The organism is Rhizobium sp. SL86 (assembly GCF_026672545.1).
Taxonomy (GTDB): domain Bacteria; phylum Pseudomonadota; class Alphaproteobacteria; order Rhizobiales; family Rhizobiaceae; genus Neorhizobium.
Genome location: NZ_JAPPRJ010000001.1, coordinates 2,269,097 through 2,286,045 on the forward strand (window position 1 = coordinate 2,269,097; position 16,949 = coordinate 2,286,045).

Annotated in this window: 13 protein-coding genes; 6 read left to right on the forward strand and 7 right to left on the reverse strand. The window is 62.4% G+C overall.

What is annotated here, in order from left to right; translation table 11 throughout:
- Nucleotides 1-215: 215 nt before the first annotated feature.
- The gene (locus OU993_RS11190) at nucleotides 216-1,382 is read left to right on the forward strand and encodes a hypothetical protein (RefSeq protein ID WP_268157053.1); all 1,167 of its coding nucleotides are present in this window, start codon (nucleotides 216-218) and stop codon (nucleotides 1,380-1,382) included.
- Between the two features lie 86 nt (nucleotides 1,383-1,468).
- Here OU993_RS11190 and lysS read toward each other — a convergent pair whose 3' ends face one another.
- The 5 genes from lysS to OU993_RS11215 form a co-directional block, all read right to left on the reverse strand.
- Complete coding sequence (gene lysS, locus OU993_RS11195) at nucleotides 1,469-2,965, reverse strand: lysine--tRNA ligase (protein WP_268157055.1); 1,497 nt, start codon at nucleotides 2,963-2,965, stop codon at nucleotides 1,469-1,471.
- Nucleotides 2,966-3,126: 161 nt separating this feature from the next.
- Complete coding sequence (gene gltX / locus OU993_RS11200; RefSeq protein WP_268157057.1) at nucleotides 3,127-4,584, reverse strand: glutamate--tRNA ligase; 1,458 nt, start codon at nucleotides 4,582-4,584, stop codon at nucleotides 3,127-3,129.
- 114 nt (nucleotides 4,585-4,698) lie between these two features.
- The gene (locus OU993_RS11205) at nucleotides 4,699-6,471 is read right to left on the reverse strand and encodes an SLC13 family permease (RefSeq protein ID WP_326493830.1); all 1,773 of its coding nucleotides are present in this window, start codon (nucleotides 6,469-6,471) and stop codon (nucleotides 4,699-4,701) included.
- A 110-nt stretch (nucleotides 6,472-6,581) separates the two neighbouring features.
- Nucleotides 6,582-7,349, reverse strand: a complete 768-nt coding sequence (locus tag OU993_RS11210; protein WP_268157058.1) for a TerC family protein — start codon at nucleotides 7,347-7,349, stop codon at nucleotides 6,582-6,584.
- A 105-nt stretch (nucleotides 7,350-7,454) separates the two neighbouring features.
- Complete coding sequence (locus tag OU993_RS11215) at nucleotides 7,455-8,126, reverse strand: TetR/AcrR family transcriptional regulator (RefSeq protein ID WP_268157674.1); 672 nt, start codon at nucleotides 8,124-8,126, stop codon at nucleotides 7,455-7,457.
- Nucleotides 8,127-8,259: 133 nt separating this feature from the next.
- Here OU993_RS11215 and OU993_RS11220 point away from each other — a divergent pair, with 133 nt between their 5' ends.
- The 5 genes from OU993_RS11220 to xylA all read left to right on the forward strand — a co-directional run bounded on the left by OU993_RS11220 (nucleotide 8,260) and on the right by xylA (nucleotide 15,227).
- Nucleotides 8,260-9,480 carry an HlyD family secretion protein gene (locus OU993_RS11220; protein WP_268157059.1) on the forward strand — a complete coding sequence of 407 codons (1,221 nt, stop codon included), beginning with the start codon at nucleotides 8,260-8,262 and terminating at the stop codon, nucleotides 9,478-9,480.
- 30 nt (nucleotides 9,481-9,510) lie between these two features.
- Entirely contained in the window at nucleotides 9,511-11,085 is a 1,575-nt protein-coding gene (locus OU993_RS11225) for a DHA2 family efflux MFS transporter permease subunit (RefSeq protein ID WP_268157061.1), read from the forward strand.
- A 155-nt stretch (nucleotides 11,086-11,240) separates the two neighbouring features.
- Complete coding sequence (locus OU993_RS11230; RefSeq protein ID WP_268157063.1) at nucleotides 11,241-12,266, forward strand: LacI family DNA-binding transcriptional regulator; 1,026 nt, start codon at nucleotides 11,241-11,243, stop codon at nucleotides 12,264-12,266.
- Nucleotides 12,267-12,292: 26 nt separating this feature from the next.
- Nucleotides 12,293-13,741 carry a xylulokinase gene (gene xylB / locus OU993_RS11235; RefSeq protein WP_268157065.1) on the forward strand — a complete coding sequence of 483 codons (1,449 nt, stop codon included), beginning with the start codon at nucleotides 12,293-12,295 and terminating at the stop codon, nucleotides 13,739-13,741.
- A gap of 175 nt (nucleotides 13,742-13,916) precedes the next feature.
- Complete coding sequence (gene xylA / locus OU993_RS11240; protein WP_268157067.1) at nucleotides 13,917-15,227, forward strand: xylose isomerase; 1,311 nt, start codon at nucleotides 13,917-13,919, stop codon at nucleotides 15,225-15,227.
- On the opposite strand, the gene OU993_RS11245 is transcribed toward xylA, so the two are convergent.
- Together OU993_RS11245 and OU993_RS11250 are read right to left on the reverse strand one after the other, a co-directional pair.
- Nucleotides 15,218-15,700, reverse strand: a complete 483-nt coding sequence (locus OU993_RS11245; protein WP_268157070.1) for a GNAT family N-acetyltransferase — start codon at nucleotides 15,698-15,700, stop codon at nucleotides 15,218-15,220. The two genes, xylA and OU993_RS11245, sit on opposite strands and share 10 nt — an antisense overlap.
- Before the next feature lie 133 nt (nucleotides 15,701-15,833).
- On the reverse strand, nucleotides 15,834-16,856 hold the full coding sequence (locus tag OU993_RS11250) for a LacI family DNA-binding transcriptional regulator (RefSeq protein WP_268157073.1): 1,023 nt from the start codon (nucleotides 16,854-16,856) through the stop codon (nucleotides 15,834-15,836).
- Nucleotides 16,857-16,949: the final 93 nt, after the last annotated feature.

Here is a 16,949-nt window from a genome sequence, read left to right on the forward strand (position 1 = left end):
TAAGCTAACGCGCAGAACGCCGTTGTCAATGCTATTGCAAATCATTCGCAATTGATTCCTCAGCTGCACGCCTTGCGGGCGTCCCATTCTGAAACATAAATAAAGGGTAGCGCAGGGGTCCGAATTAAAGCTTCCTCAAGAGTAATCGCGCAGGATGCGGAACTGTCTCGAGATGTTTTGCGTGGAGTGGGGTTACGTATGCCGGAGTTCCGGGCGTGAAGGGCGTAAAAATACGGCTATCACGGACTCTCGTCATCGTGCTTGGCGGCTTTCTCTTCGTCGGAGCAAGCGGCGCTGCGGCCCTCTACTTTGGAGCAGACAAGCTCCTGGGCCCCTCCTACGAAGAGGTGAACGGCCTCGAATGCACAACCCTGCAGCTCGTCAAGATCAAGCGCGAAAACGTGTTCTGGGTGCGCAAATACGTCTTCACCGAAGGCGGTGATGGGGCGGCACGGCTGAAGACGGCGCTGCGCGTGGCAAAGTCCGTCCAGGCGGCTGAACATGCCGATCTCGTGCAGATTACCGTTCTCGACAAGTCCGGTCCTACCCAGCGCGCGGCCATGCGCGGCCGCGCGATCGGCGCCCAGGTGGTCTATATCCCGGATCCGACAAAGGCACCGGACCCGTCCGACCCGATGTATTCGGCCTTTTATGTGGAAGGTGCGGCTGCTGCGAACGGCGATTTCTACGGCTTGCGTATCGATCCACCGCTCGAAGACGTCAAGACAATGGCGGCATCGCTCACCGATACGGCCGATTGCGTATCCCCGGTCACCGATGCGGCTGCAGGGCACGACAGCGGCCACGGCGCAAAGACCGACAAAAAGGATGCGCATGGCAGCAGCGACAGCCACGCCAAGGATGATGGCCACGGCAAGAGCGATGCACATGGCGAGGAAAAGGCGCCGGCAGACGACAAGGGGCATGATGCAGCACCCGCGGCCGAAGGGGCGGAAACGGGAGATCATGGCGCAGAAAGCGAGGGCCTGATCAGCTCGCTGACGAGCATGATCTTCGGCAAATCCTCCGAGGCGGCACCCGTTGCCGAAGGGCACGCGCCGGCGGATCAAGGCGCGAATGCGGTCGCCGCGGTCGATCATTCCGTGCCGAGCCCCGAGCATACGGCGGTCACCGAGGAACCTGGCATCTTTACAAGACTGAAGGCCATGGTTTTCGGATCGGACAAACCCGAGGTGGCGGCCGGCGAGGGCACCGGTCCATCCGGACCGAACGGTCATCCTGCGGAACATGGTGCAGCACCGGCCGCACATGGCGACGGCATCGATCCAATGAAGGTGGCCGCGCCGACCGATGGCAAACCTCAGTCCGATCCAGCCCCGCAGGCCGCTCAGCCGCAGGCGCCGGCCAAGGTCGGTCATTGAGCGTCGCCGACTTTAACCTTTGACATCGCTGAACGCAAAACGGCCCGCCGAAGCGGGCCGTCGATAATCATTGGATGATCTGCGGATCAGTCCGCCTTGTTGCGACGGGCCGGGAAGAGGATGACGTCGCGGATCGACGGGGCATTGGTCAGCAGCATGATCAGGCGATCGACACCGATGCCGAGGCCACCGGCCGGCGGCATGCCCTGATCGATCGCGTCGAGGAACTCGTCGTCCAGCTGCTTGTCCTTTTCGCCACGCGAATGGGCCTGTTCCAGCTGTTCCACCATGCGGCGGCGCTGTTCTTCCGGATCGTTGAGTTCCGAGAAGGCATTGCCCACTTCCCAGGCGTTGCAATAGGTCTCGAACCGTTCGACCAGACGCGGCTCGCCCGGCACTTCCTTGGCAAAGGGCGAAATGTCCTTCGGGAAATGCGTGACATGGCTCGGTTGGATCAGCGTGCCTTCCACCTTCTCCTCGAAGATGAAGGCAAGGCATTCGCCCCAGGTCCAGTCCTTCTCCACTTCGAAACCGGCGGCCTTGGCGGCGGCGCGGGCTTCCTCGTCGGTCTTGATCGCGAGGAAATCGATGCCCGTTGCTTCCTTCACCGCATCCGGCATCGGCACGCGCTTGAACGGACCCTTGAAGGACAGCGTCTTGTCGCCGAAGGTGACGTCCGTCGTGCCGTGGATCGAGACGGCCAGCGTCTCGAACAGGCGCTCGACGAGGCCCATCATGTCCTCGTAATCGGCATAGGCCCAGTAGCACTCCATCATGGTGAACTCGGGATTGTGCCGGGTCGAGACGCCTTCGTTGCGGAAGTTGCGGTTGATCTCGAACACCTTGTCGGACAGGCCGGAGACCAGCGTGCGCTTCAGGAACAGTTCCGGCGCAATGCGCAGATACATGTCCATCTTCAGCGTGTTGTGGAAGGTCTTGAAGGGATCGGCCGTCGCGCCGCCATAGACCGTCTGCAGCATCGGGGTTTCTACTTCGAGGAAACCTTCGCCTTCCAGGAAACGGCGGAAACCGGAGACGATCTTCGAGCGCTGCTGGAAACGCAGCTTGCTCTCGTCGTTCGACATGATGTCGAGATGGCGCTTGCGGTAACGCAGTTCGATGTCGGAGACGCCGTGCCACTTTTCCGGCATCGGCAGCAGCGACTTCGTCAGCATGGTGATCTCATGCGCGTTGATCGTCAGCTCGCCGCGCTTGGTGCGACGGACAAGGCCGGTCACGCCGATGATGTCGCCGATGTCGATCATCGACAGCATGTCGCGGGCGCTCTCCGGGGTCGTGTCCTTGTGGGAGAAGATCTGCACCTTGCCCGAGGCATCACGGATATCCATGAACATGCCGGAATTGCGCGAGGAATAGACCCGGCCGGCGACCGTCACCACGTCCTGCGTCTCGACGTCCGGCTCCAGGCCTTCGTATTTTTCCGCCAGTTCCGCATTGGTCATGGTCCGGTGGAAATGGGCCGGGTAGACGTCGCCGATCTTGTCGCGCAGCAGTGCCAGTTTCTGGCGGCGCACTTCGGTGGCGTCGGAGGAGAGGGCGGGTTCGGTCTTCTGTTCGGTCATCGGTCGGTTCCTGTCGCGGCGTCTCTGCCGGAAGATTAGCCCCTCACCCTAACCCTCTCCCCGCAAGCGGGGCGAGGGGACGGCTGCGGCGCCTCTAGCGCCCTTTTCCCCGCTTGCGGGGAGAAGGTGCCGGCAGGCGGATGAGGGGCACTCTGATAGAATTACTTCTCTGCACCCACCATGGAAGCCACCACGGTTGCGGCAATCTTCAGGCGCTGGCGCACCACGGAGCGGCCGAGCAGCGCCATGCTGTCAAACAGCGGCAGCGAGCGCTGGCTGCCCGACATGGCGATGAACAGCGGCGGGGTCACGACGCGCAGCTTCTTGCCGAGCTTGTCGGCCACGGCACGCAGTTCCTGGTCGATGCTCTCGACGGTCCATTCCGGCATCTTTTCGAAATCGGCCTGGACGGTATTGATGATTTCGAGCGTCTCGGCCGGAGAGGTCTTCAGGCCGCCGAAGGAGGCGGGTGTCAGGCCGACATCGCTCGCAAGCATGAAACCGGCGAGGTTCGGCAGTTCGCCGAGCTTGGAAACGCGGCTCTGGGCCAGCTTCAAACCTTCGGTCAGGCGCTCGTTTTCCATGGCCCAGGTCAGCGTGCGGGCGATGAATTCTTCCGGCGAAAGCTTTTCGCGCAGCCAGCGACCGTTCAGCCAGTCGAGCTTCTGGATGTCGAAGATCGCGCCGGCCTTTGACAGGGCTTCCGGATCGAACTTTGCCGCCAGTTCGTCCATCGACAGCAGTTCCTCGCCCTCGGCGATCTGGATGAAGAACAGGCCGAGGAAGTTCATCAGCGCTTCCGGCAGGTAACCGAGCGCCGAGTAATACGAGATCGAGGTCGGGTTCTTGCGCTTCGACAGCTTCGATTTGTCGGCATTGCGCATCAGCGACAGGTGCATGAAGACCGGCTGCTCCCAGCCGAAATAGCGATAGAGCAGGATGTGCTTCGGGACCGAGGCCAGCCATTCCTCGCCACGCGCCACGTGGGTGATCTTCATCAGGTGGTCATCGATGACGTTTGCCATGTGGTAGGTCGGCATGCCGTCGCCCTTGATCAGGACCTGCATGTCAACCGAATCCCACGGGATCGACACGTCGCCATAGACGCCGTCGGTAAAGTCGCAGGAGCCTTCCGTCGGGATCTTCATGCGGATGACGGAGCTTTCGCCCGCATCCATCTTCGCGGTGACTTCCTCGGCGGTCAGGTTCAGGCAGTGGCCGTCATATTTCGGCGGCTTGCCGGCGGCGCGCTGTGCTTCGCGCATCTGCTCCAGCCGCTCCGGCGTGCAGAAACAGCGGAAGGCATGGCCCTTGTCCAGAAGCTCCTGGGCGTAGGGCTGGTACATGTCCTTGCGGTCGGACTGGCGATAGGGGCCATACGGGCCGCCGACATCCGGGCCTTCTGCCCAGGTCAGCCCCGTCCAGCGCAGGGCATCAAGCACCTTCTGCTCGAATTCGCGGGTGGAGCGGGTGGCGTCGGTATCCTCGATACGCAGGATGAACTCGCCGCCGTGTTTCTTGGCGAAGAGGTAGTTGAACAGCGCGATGTAGGCGGTGCCGACATGCGGCTCGCCAGTGGGAGAAGGTGCGATACGGACGCGAACGCCGGAAGTGCTCATGAGGGCCTGCTTCAACTCGAAAAGCGCCTTGGGATGCGCTGTTTTTAATCTTCGGGATTGGCAGGCCTTAGCGCATATTCTGCGGGAAGCGTCAAGAATTATGAGGCGGCGGCGTTATTGCAGCGGCCAGAACCACATGAGGGTTGGCACGCTCACGATCACGATCAGGAAGGAGAGCGGCAGGCCGAGGCGTGGGTAATCGGAAAACCGGTAGCCGCCCGGACCCATGACCAGCGTGTTGCACTGGTGTCCGACCGGGGTGAGGAAATCCGACCCGGCGCCGATTGCGACCGCCATCAGGAAAGCCTCCGGTCTGTAGCTCAGCGCACTCGCAAAGCTGACGGCGATCGGTCCCATGACCAGCACGGTGGCCGCGTTGTTGAGGAAAGGGGTCACCGCCATGGCGGTGATCATGATCAGCGCGATCGCGCCAAACGGCGGCAGGCTATGGGCAACCTGGCCCAGCCAGCCGGCGATCAGTTCGCTGCCGCCTGTGGTGCGCAGACTGTCCGAGACCGGGATCAGCGCGCCGAGCATGACCAGGATTGGCCCGTCGACGGATTTGTAGAGATCGTTGAGGGGAATGGCGCCGAAGATCGCCATGCCGAGCGCTGCGGTGAAGAAGGCAACGGCCACGGGCGCATAACCGAGCGCCGTCGAGATCATGGCAAGTGCCAGGATGATGATCGGGATCAGCGCCTTGCGCTGGGTGCCAAGCATCACCTCCTGCTGTGCCAGCGGCAGCAGCGCCAGATCCTGCAGCACGATGGGCAGGGTCTTGCGACCGCCCTGCAGCACGATCACGTCGCCTTCCTGCAGCACAAGGTCGCGCAGGCGTTCGCGCAGGCGCTCGCCGCGGCGGCTGACCGCCAGAAGATTGACGCCCCGCGTATAGGACAGCGCAAGATCGCGCACCGACAGGCCGGCCAGAACAGACTGGCGGGAGATCACCGCCTCGATCGAGATCAGGTCCTGCTGCGCCTTGCCGTCTTCACGGATCGCCTTGCCGGAGAGTTTCAGCCGGGCTCCGGAGATCACCCGGTCGAGAACCGAGGAGCGCCCCTCCAGCACGATGCTGTCATCTTCGCGCAGCACGAGATCGGGAAAGGGCGACATGCGGGTCGGGCCGCGCAGAACCGCGGTCGCGACGACTTCCCCATCCCCGAGCTTGAGCAGTTCGCTGAGCGGCCTGCCCATGACGGTGGATTGCCCGCTGACGGTGGCTTCGGAGGCATAGTTGGAGATTTCGACCGCTTCCTCGATGTTGAGCGCCTGTTTGCGGCGTTCCGGCACCAGCCAGTAGAAGAACATCAGGAAGGTAATGCCGACCAGCGCCAGAACGGCGCCGACCGGGGTGAAGTCGAACATGGTGAAGGGCGTGCCGGTCATTTCGGCGCGAAGGCGGGACACGACGATGTTCGGCGAGGTGCCGATCTGTGTCATCAGGCCACCGAGCAGCGCGGAAAAGGCCATCGGCATCAGGTAGCGGCTGGGTGATACGCCGGCGCGGCGGGCAAACTGGAAGGCGACCGGCATCATGATCGCAAGCGCCCCGATATTCTTGATGAAGGCCGAAAGCACGGCCACCACGATCATCAGCAGCGCCAGTTGCGCCTTCAGGGAACTCAGGTTCGGAAAGAGTTTTTTGATCGCGGTTTCCACGACGCCGGAACGGGCAACGCCGGCACTGACGACGAGCGCGCTGCCGACGATGATGACGATCTCGTCGGAAAAGCCGGAAAATGCGCGATCGAAGGGCACGACGCCCAGGGCAACGGCGATAACGAGCGCGCAGCAGGCGACGATGTCATACCGGAAACGGTCCCAGATGAAGACCGCCATCATGCCGGCGATGACCGCGAAAGCGAGAATCTGTTGGGTGGTCATGCCGCTCCGCAAGGGCAGGGCGGCCAGAAGGCCGCCGGGAAGGATTTTACGTCACACCTAAATACAACGCGGCAGACAAAGTTCCAAGCGCCCGGCGGCCATCGTTGCTGTTAATGCACCGTTTGGCCGTCATGGTCCGCGCCGCGCTTGCGACGGCGGGCATTGCGGGCAAACATGTTGAGCACCTCCACGAGAGCCGAGAAGGCCATGGCGGCGTAGACGTAACCCTTCGGCACGTGGAAACCCATGCCTTCGGCGATCAGCGTCGTGCCGATCATCAGCAGGAAGGCGAGCGCCAGCATGACGATCGTCGGATTCTTCTCGATGAAATTGGCAAGCGGCGTGGCCGCGACGAGCATTACGGTCACGGCGGCGATGACGGCGACGACCATGATCGGCAGATGCGGCGTCATGCCGACGGCGGTGATGATGCTGTCGATCGAAAAGACGAGGTCGAGCAGCAGGATCTGGCCGATGGCCGCAGCGAAGGAGGCGGTGACGGGATTGCCGACCATATTGTCCTTGTGGTCTTCCGGATCGACGCTGTGATGGATCTCCTTCGTCGCCTTCCAGACCAAGAAGAGGCCGCCGGCGATCAGGATCATGTCCTTCCAGGAGAAACCATGGCCGAAGGCTTCGAACACCGGTTCCGTCAACTGGACGATCCAGGCCACGGTGCCGAGGAGGCCAAGGCGCATGAGGAGCGCCAGACCGATGCCGATCTTGCGGGCCTTTTCCCGGTTTTCCGGGGGCAATTTATTGGTGAGAATGGAAATGAAGATCAGGTTGTCGATGCCGAGCACGACCTCCATCACGACGAGCGTGACGAGCGCCACCCAGGCCGCCGGATCCTGAACAAGTTGAACGATGTCCTGCATAAAAAGCCCCTCAAACCGGATCGGTTCCGGCAGTGCAAACCTAGGTCATTGGCAACAGGATTCAAGTTGTAAGTCTTGGCGTGAGCGAACCGCCGGAAACCGTCTTTAGGGACAGTTATTCACTCCGTACCCGGCCATAAAAAGCTTCACCGCACTTGCGACATGCTTTTCGATCTCTTCCGGGCGGGGAGGTTCTGTCATATGCCCGAACAGACGCATTTTGATGAAGGTGCCTGAGCACAGGTCGATGAAGTGGCGGGAGGCCAAGCTTACGTCATTGACCTGCAATGCGCCGCGGGTGATCTGGCGAATGAAAAACCGCTCCAGAAAGAAGCTGATGTTCATCGAGTCGCCCTGAAAGAAGCGCTGGGAGAGAATGGGCATGCGCGACGCCACGCTGATCATGGTGCGCATGGCCGAAATGGTCTCGTCGCTGGTGACGCGCTGCACGAAGGCGAGGCCGAACCGGGAAAGCCCTTCCTCCACCTCTTCGCTGCCATCCAGAATGTCGCGCATGGAGGCTGCCGTGCGCATCCGCTCGCGCTCCATGAAGGCGGCAAACAGATCATCCTTGCTTTCGAAATAGACGTAGATCGTTCCCTTGGAGACGCCGGCCTCGCGGGTGATGTCGTTCATGCTGGCGGCGTCGAAACCGAGCCGCATGAAGACCCGTTTGGCGCCATCCAGGATCTGTTCTCGCTTGGCCGGATCCTCGCCCGCGGCGAAGCGGCCTGCGGCGCAGGCTGTCTCGTCAGGAGAGGAGCTGTTTTCAAGCATCTGTGATCCTGTTTTGCAAAAGAATTCGAACCGCCCGGTTCGATGACACTTGATATGTGCGATCGACCGGATTATGTCAAGTTGAACTGAACCGTTCGGTTCGATCGAACTGCCCCATTTTTCGGTGATCATGATGACGACTTCATCCAACACAGGCTCGCTGCGCGTCGTTTCTGCCGACAGCACCGTGGAAGAGCCTACGCGTGGCCGCACGGATGCCCCGGTGTCGGAAAAACCGACGACGGCGCCGGCCGGTGCCGCGGATGTCAAGTCTTCCATCGAGGAACCGAAAAAGAAGAAGCGCAGCCCGGTTCTGCCGGTTCTCATCATTGCGCTTCTCGCCGGTGGCGGCTGGTATGGTTATAACTGGTGGACGGATGGCCGGTTCCTGATTTCGACCGATGATGCCTATGTGGAAGGCAATATCGCCGTCATCTCGCCCAAGGTTTCCGGTTACGTCGAGAAGGTCAACGTGGTCGAGAACCAGCGGGTGAAGGCCGGCGATGCGTTGGTGACGCTGGATCAGGGCGATTATGTGCTGGCGCTTGAACAGGCCAAGGCCAATGTGGAAAGCGCCAGGCTTGCCGTCGCCCGTATCGATGCGCAGATTGGCGGTGGCGAGGCGAGCCTGAAGCAGTCTGAGGCGCAACGGGGCGCACTGCAGGCCGCCCTGCGTGGTGCCGAAATTACCCAGAAGCGTGCGGCCGAGCTGGCGGCGAAATCGATCGGCACAACGGCCGAACTGGACAATGCCCAGGTGGCGCTTGACCAGGCAAAGGCCAATCTGACGGCCGGCGAAGCGGCGGTTACCTCGGCCCAGGCCAATATCGATCTCCTGAAAGCCCAGCGGGCAGAGGCGGTCAACACCGTGCGCCTGCAGGAACTGGCTGTCGACCAGGCCGAGCGGGACCTGAGCTTCACGGTGCTGAAGGCGCCCTATGACGGTACCATCGGCAATCTCTCCGTTCAGGTCGGTGACCTGGTGTCGAGCGGCAAGCGCCTGGCCTCGCTCGTTCCCCTGACCGAGCTTTATGTCGAGGCGAACTTCAAGGAGACCCAGATCGGCCATATCGTGCCGGGCTCGAAGGTTCGCATCCATGTCGATGCCTTTGACGACCAGTCGGTCGAGGGCACTGTCCAGTCGATCGCTCCGGCCTCGGGCGCCGTCTTCTCGCTGCTGCCGCCGGAAAATGCGACCGGCAATTTCACCAAGGTTGTCCAGCGTGTTCCGGTTCGGATCGCGATCCCCAAGGAGGAATTGGAGCGCGGTCATCTGCGGGCGGGCCTCAGCGTCGTGGCGGATGTCGACACGCGCACGGCCCCCAAGGGACAGGAAGCTGCTGCCGCCCGTTAAGGGCTGCAGGGTTTCGTGAAGGAGCACCTCATGGCTGCCACTGCCGTGGTCGGCGCCATTCCAGCCGACCCTCCGATGGATAGACGCAAGCTCATCGCCTTCTTCGCGATGGTCGTCGGCATGTTCATGTCCATCCTCGACATCCAGATCGTCTCCGCGTCGCTGGCGGAAATCCAGGCCGGCCTTTCCGCCGGTTCTGACGAAATCGCCTGGGTGCAGACATCCTATCTGATTGCCGAAGTCATCATGATCCCGCTGTCGGGAACGCTGGCGCGCATCCTGTCGACCCGTGTTCTCTTCACGCTCTGCGCCGGCGGGTTCACCATCGCCTCGGCGCTCTGCGCGACGGCGACCAATATCGAGCAGATGATCATCTACCGCGCCATCCAGGGTTTTATCGGCGGTGGCATGATCCCGTCCGTTTTCGCGGCGGCCTTCACCATCTTTCCGCCCTCCAAGCGTTCGGTTGTCTCGCCGATCATCGGTCTCATCGCGACGCTCGCGCCGACGATCGGGCCAACGGTCGGCGGTTATCTCAGCAATGCCTTTTCCTGGCACTGGCTGTTCCTCGTCAATATCGTGCCCGGCATCTTCGTCACTGTTCTGGCCTGGAGCTTCATCGATTTCGACAAACCGCAGCACCAGTTGATGAAGCGTTTCGACTGGTGGGGACTTGCCTCCATGGCGGTCTTCCTCGGGTCGCTCGAATACGTGCTGGAGGAAGGCAACAACAAGGACTGGTTCAGCGACGAACACATCGTGTTGGGCACGGTCGCCATGGTGGTCGGTGCGGTGGTGTTCTTCTGGCGCGCCTTCAAGGTGGATTTCCCGGTCGTCGACCTGAAGGCTTTCACGAACCGGAATTTTGCGTTCGGATCGCTGTTTTCCTTCATCATGGGCGTCGGCCTCTATGGCCTGACCTATATCTATCCTCTCTATCTCGCCCGCATCCGCGGTTACGATGCGCTGATGATCGGCGAGACCATGTTCGTGTCCGGCATGGCGATGTTCTTCACCGCACCCGTTGCCGGCATGCTGTCGAACAAGCTCGATCCGCGGGTGATGATGGGCATCGGTTTCTTCGGTTTTGCGCTCGGCACCTATATGGTGACGGGACTGACGGCGGACTGGGATTTTTACGAACTGCTCGTGCCGCAGATCCTGCGCGGCTGCTCGCTGATGTTGTGCATGGTGCCGATCAACAATGTCGCGCTCGGCACGCTGCCGCCGCAGCGCATCCAGAACGCGTCCGGCCTCTACAACCTGACGCGCAACCTCGGCGGTGCCGTCGGCCTTGCGATCATCAACACCATGCTGACGCAGCGGGCGGACGAACATTACGCCCGGCTGTCGGAGCATGTGAATTTCGGAAATCCGGCCGCGCTCGCCTGGCTGGACAATGTCGGCGCGAACTACAGCGCCTATGGTATCGATGGAACGAGTGCGGCCTTGAGCAAGCTCTCCGGCATGGTGAGCCAGCAGGCCACGGTCATGTCCTTCATCGACGTCTTCATGGCACTCACCGTGCTCTTCGGATCGCTGATCCTGCTGGTCAGCCTGATATCAAAGCCCAAGGCGGCACCGCCCGCCGGGGCAGGCCATTAGTCCTTCTCGTTTCTCCCGAAATCCACCGCTGAGAAGGACTGAGGAGGGATCGTCGCACCAGCGGCGGCCCCTTTTTTCATGCGCGATCGTCTTTTTGTGTATGCTCCTGATTTACGTACCTCAAGATCTGCGCTAAAGGTGTCCGCGGAGGAGACATGAAGCCAACCGTTCACGATATCGCCGCCCATGCGGGTGTCAGCCTTGCCACCGTCGACCGTGTGTTGAACGGCCGTGCGGGCGTGCGCCCGGCGATGAAGGCGAAGGTCGAAGCGGCGGTCGAGGCGCTCGGTTTCGTGCGCGATGTCGCAGCGGCGAACCTTGCGAAGGGCCGGGTCTACAATTTCGTCTTCATTCTGCCCGCCAACAACAACTCCTTCATGCAGAACCTGCGCCTTGAGGTTCAGGCCGCTGCCGAACGCGGTGCGCGGGAACGGATGTCGATCGTGTTGCGCGACGTTCCGGCCTTCGACCCGGCTGCCCTGGTTGCCGCGCTGGACCGGGTTCTGGAGGAGGGGCTGGACGGTGTGGCTTTCGTGGCCGTCGATGCGCCGGAGGTCCGGGCGGCGGCCGACCGGCTGGTGGAGGCCGGCATCGCCGTCGTGACGCTCGTCTCCGATCTCAGCGCCTCGCGACGCACGCATTTCGCCGGGATCGACAACAGCGCAGCGGGCCGCACGGCCGGCACGCTCATGGGCCGGTTCCTCGGGGCGCGCCCGGGGCTCGTGCTTCCGCTTGCCGGTTCGCTGATGGTGCGCGACCACCGGGAGCGGCTGGAAGGGTTTACCGCCGTGATGGGCGAGCGGTTTGGCGCCCGCGCCATCCTGCCCGTGCTCGAGGGGCGCGATGACCCTGCCGAAACCGAACGGCTGGTGACGCAGGCGATTGCCGAGCATCAAGGCATTGCCGGCATCTACAGCGCCGGCGCCGGCAATCGCGGGCTCATCCACGCGCTTTCGATGCTCTCGCGCGAAGCCCGCCCGGTGGTGATCCTGCACGAGCTGACGCCCGCCACGCGCGAGGCGCTGTCGCAGGAACTCATCGATGCGGTGTTGAACCAGGATGCCGGGCACGAGGTGCGCAGCGCTTTGCGCGTGCTCAAAGCCAGGGCGGATGGCGATGCGGTGATCGCCGCTCAGGAGCGCATCCGCATCGACATTTTCTTGAAGGACAATCTGCCCTGAGACACGGGGCGGCAAAGGAGGACACCATGTATCTCGGTCTCGACCTCGGCACGTCCGGCGTCAAAGCGATGCTGATCGATGGCGACCAGCGCGTCGTGGGTTCCGCCACCGGCGGTCTCGACGTCTCGCGCCCGCATCCCGGCTGGTCGGAACAGGACCCGGCGCATTGGATCCACGCCACCCAGGAAGCTGTCGGGGCGCTGAAGGCCGCACATCCGGCGGAACTGGCTGCCGTACGCGGCATCGGCCTGTCCGGCCATATGCATGGTGCGACGCTGATCGATGCCTCGGACGCCGTTCTTCGGCCCTGCATCCTGTGGAACGATACGCGCTCCTTTGCCGAAGCGGCGGCGCTCGATGCCGATCCGCGCTTTCGGGCTCTGACCGGCAATATTGTCTTTCCGGGCTTTACGGCGCCGAAGCTCGCCTGGGTGAAGAATAACGAGCCGGACGTGTTCTCCAGGGTCGCCAAGGTGCTGCTGCCGAAGGATTATCTGCGGCTCTGGCTGTCGGGCGAGCATATCTCCGAGATGTCCGATTCCGCCGGCACGAGCTGGCTGGACACCGGAAAACGCGCCTGGTCTCAAGAACTCCTGGCGGCGACGGATCTTTCGGAAGAGCAGATGCCTCGCCTGGTCGAGGGCACCGAACAGGGCGGCACGTTGCGTGCGGAACTTGCCGCCGAATGGGGCATGGGCTCCGGCGTGGTGATTGCCGGCGGCGCCGGCGACAATGCGGCCTCTGCCTGCGGCATGGGCACGGTGGCGGAAGGCCAGGCCTTCGTTTCGCTTGGCACCTCCGGCGTGCTGTTTGCTGCAAACGGGTCCTACCTGCCGAAGCCGGAAAGCGCGGTGCACGCTTTCTGCCACGCGCTGCCCAACACCTGGCACCAGATGGGCGTGATCCTGTCGGCCACCGATGCCCTAAACTGGCATGCCAAGGTGACCGGCCGCACGGCGGGCGAGCTCTCCGCCGAAGTGGGCGACGTTCTCCACGCACCGACGGGCGTCACCTTCCTGCCCTATCTCTCCGGTGAGCGCACGCCGCACAATGACGCAAAGATCCGTGGCGCCTTTATCGGTTTGGGCCATGAGAGCGGGCGTGCGGAGTTGACACAGGCCGTGATGGAAGGCGTGACCTTTGCCATTCGCGACAGTCTGGAGGCGCTGAAATCCGCCGGCACCAGCATCAGCCGGGTGACGGCGATCGGCGGCGGCTCGCGTTCGCGCTACTGGCTCGCCTCGATTGCCACCGCGCTCGACATGCCGGTCGATATTCCGGCGGACGGCGATTTCGGTGCGGCCTTCGGCGCCGCTCGCCTCGGCCTGATCGCCGCCACCGGTGCCGATCCGCTGACGGTCTGCACGGCGCCGCAGACGGCGGAGACGGTGGAGCCGGTTGCGGATCTGACCGTCGCCTACGAGACCGCCTACCACCGCTACCGGGCGCTTTACCCGGCGATCCGGGGGATTTGAGACATTGCCCCTCACCCTGACCCTCTCCCCGCCAGCGGGGAGAGGGAACGGAGAGGCCGCGGCTTGATCCCTTCTCCCCGCGTGCGGGGAGAAGGTGCCGGCAGGCGGATGAGGGGCCGCGCGACAAGCGCAGAGACGATCTACGACAACGATGATGCTCCAAGGAGGACAACCCATGTCGACAGGCTTTTTCGGCGATATCCAGAAGATCAAATATGAAGGCGAAGGCAGCAGCAATCCGCTGGCCTTCCGTCACTACAACCCGGACGAAGTGGTCATGGGCAAGCGCATGGAAGACCATCTGCGTTTTGCCATTGCCTACTGGCATACCTTCACCTGGCCGGGCACCGATCCGTTCGGCGGCAACACGTTTGAGCGTCCGTGGTTCAAGGATACGATGGATGCCGCCAAGCTGAAGGCGGATGTGGCGTTTGAATTCTTCCAGCTGCTCGGCACGCCGTATTACTGCTTCCACGATGCCGACGTGCGTCCGGAAGGCGCGAATTTTGCGGAAAACACGAAGAACCTCAACGAGATCGTCGACTACTTCGCGGAAAAGCAGGCCGCCACCGGCGTCAAGCTGCTGTGGGGCACGGCAAACCTCTTCTCGCATCGCCGTTACATGTCGGGTGCCGCCACCAATCCGGATCCGGATGTCTTTGCCTTTGCCGCGGCAACCGTGAAGACCTGCATCGACGCCACCCACAGGCTCGGCGGCGAAAACTACGTGCTCTGGGGCGGCCGCGAAGGCTATGAGACCCTGCTGAACACGGATCTCAAGAAGGAAATGGACCAGATGGGCCGCTTCCTGAACCTCGTCGTCGAATACAAGCACAAGATCGGTTTCAAGGGCACGATCCTCATCGAACCGAAACCGCAGGAGCCTTCCAAGCACCAGTACGACTACGACGTCGCGACCGTCTACGGTTTCCTCAAGAACTACGGTCTCGAGAAGGAAGTGAAGGTCAATATCGAACAGGGCCACGCAATTCTCGCCGGCCATTCCTTCGAGCATGAACTGGCGCTTGCCAATGCGCTCGGCATTTTCGGTTCGATCGACATGAACCGCAACGACTACCAGTCCGGCTGGGATACCGACCAGTTCCCGAACAACGTGCCGGAAATGGCGCTTGCCTATTACCAGGTGCTCGCCGGCGGCGGTTTCACCACCGGTGGTACGAACTTCGATGCCAAGCTGCGTCGCCAGTCGCTCGATCCGGAAGACCTGCTGATCGGCCATATCGGCGGCATCGATTGCTGCGCCCGTGGCCTGAAGGCAGCGGCTGCCATGCTGGAAGACAAGGCGCTGTCGGGTCCGCTCGCCAGCCGGTATGCCGGCTGGGACAAGGCCGAAAACCAGAAGATGCTGCGCGGCGAAGAAGGCCTCGATGTGATTGCGGCCCGTGTGGAAAGCCAGAACGTCAACCCGCAGCCGAAATCCGGCAAGCAGGAGCTTCTGGAAAACGTGGTCAACCGCTACGTCTGATGCTGATCGAGGCGCTCCCTCCCCAGTGCGGAGGGGGCGCCATCCATGGAGAACCGTTTGGATACGGTTTCCGGTCCTTCACGGTAATCCTGGAACCCCATGCGGCTGTAATATCGAAGGCCGGCGGCATTTTCCCTGCGAATGGTCGCATCAATGCAGGTGACGCCGTTTGCCCCTGCCGCTTTCAGGGTTTCGCCAAACAAGTGCCTACCGATACCCATCCCCTGGCTCGATCGATCGACATAGGTTGCGATGATGGCCCAATCCGCGGGTATTTTGTCTTCTCCCGGCCAATCCGGGTCTGCCCACTCGAGGGCCTGGAAACCGAGAAGCCGGCTATCGCTGACCGCAACCGTGCAGCTGATGGTGAGCGGCGGAGCGATGAAATGCGAGAGGATGCTCGCCGGGTCGAAGGGGGACCTATGCGCCGTCGTTCCGCCGATCCTGATGATGTCATTGATGAGGCCTGCCATGGCCATGGCATCCGCGGGCACGGCATCTCGCACGGTTATTAACATTCCTGCGCCCTCAAGCGGGTTTCATCCCTCACACGGTGGCGGCGATCTGAGATCCATGATCGCGCACAGTCAAGATATCAGAAGCGAGTCATCTCGACCGCATGGCCGAGGTGACGGAACCGCGGACGATCAGGTCCGGCAGGAGGAGGATTTCTTCCGTGCCGCCGCCGGGCTCGGCCAGTTGTTTCAGCAGCAGCGCCATGGCTTGGCGACCGATCGCCGAGCGGGGCTGGCGCACAGTGGTGAGCGGCGGAGTGAGGTAGGTCGCCTGCGGAACGTCGTCGAAGCCGATGATGGAGAAATCGCGCGGCAGGTCGTAACCGCGCGCCGCAAGCCCGTTGATGACACCGACGGCGGTTGCATCATTGACGCACATGAAGGCGCTCGGCAGCGTGTCGCGCATGAACAATTGCTCGACGGCCAGCCGGCCGGCCTCGACGGATCCCTCGCCGTCGATGACGATGCGCTTCTCCTGCGGAATACGGGCGGCATCGAGCGCGATGTCATACCCTTTTCGTCGCCGGACATGGCCGAGCTTCGTCTTCGAATCGCCGATGAAGGCGATGTCGCGGTGGCCGGAGGCGAGCAGATATTCCGCCGCCTTGCGGGCGCCCGCGGTGTCGTCCACGCCGACATAGGAGACCTTGGTGCCGAAGACCGGCTCGAAGACGGCGACCGTCGGCGGCAGCCGCTGCGCCAGTTCCTGGTGGCCGAAGGGCTCGTGACCGGTAAACAGAACCAGGCCTGCCGCCTGGTTGGAATTCAGAAACTTGAGATATTCGAGGCCACGCTCGGGATCGTTTTGGGTGTGGCCGATCAGGACGCCGTACCCATGGGCGCGGGCCTCGTTCTCGATGCCGATCAGGATGGAGGAGAAGTTCGGGTCGCCGATGTCGGGCGCCAGCACCAGGATCATGTTGGAGCGGCCCATGCGCAGCGACCGCGCCATGGCATTCGTCGTGTAGCCGGTGATGGCGATTGCCTGGTTCACGCGCTGGCGTGTCGATTTGGCCACCTTGTCCGGCGTGTGGATGGCGCGGCTCACCGTCGCGATCGAGACTTCCGCGAGGCGGGCAACATCTTCGATCGTGGCAGGTGTTGCATTCGACAAGGGCGCAATCCGGATGGTCTTGGAACAGGCTTCGAATGGCTTGGAATGATCCGGGGCTGGCTGCAACAGTCAAATGGTTGAGTGGCTCGATAA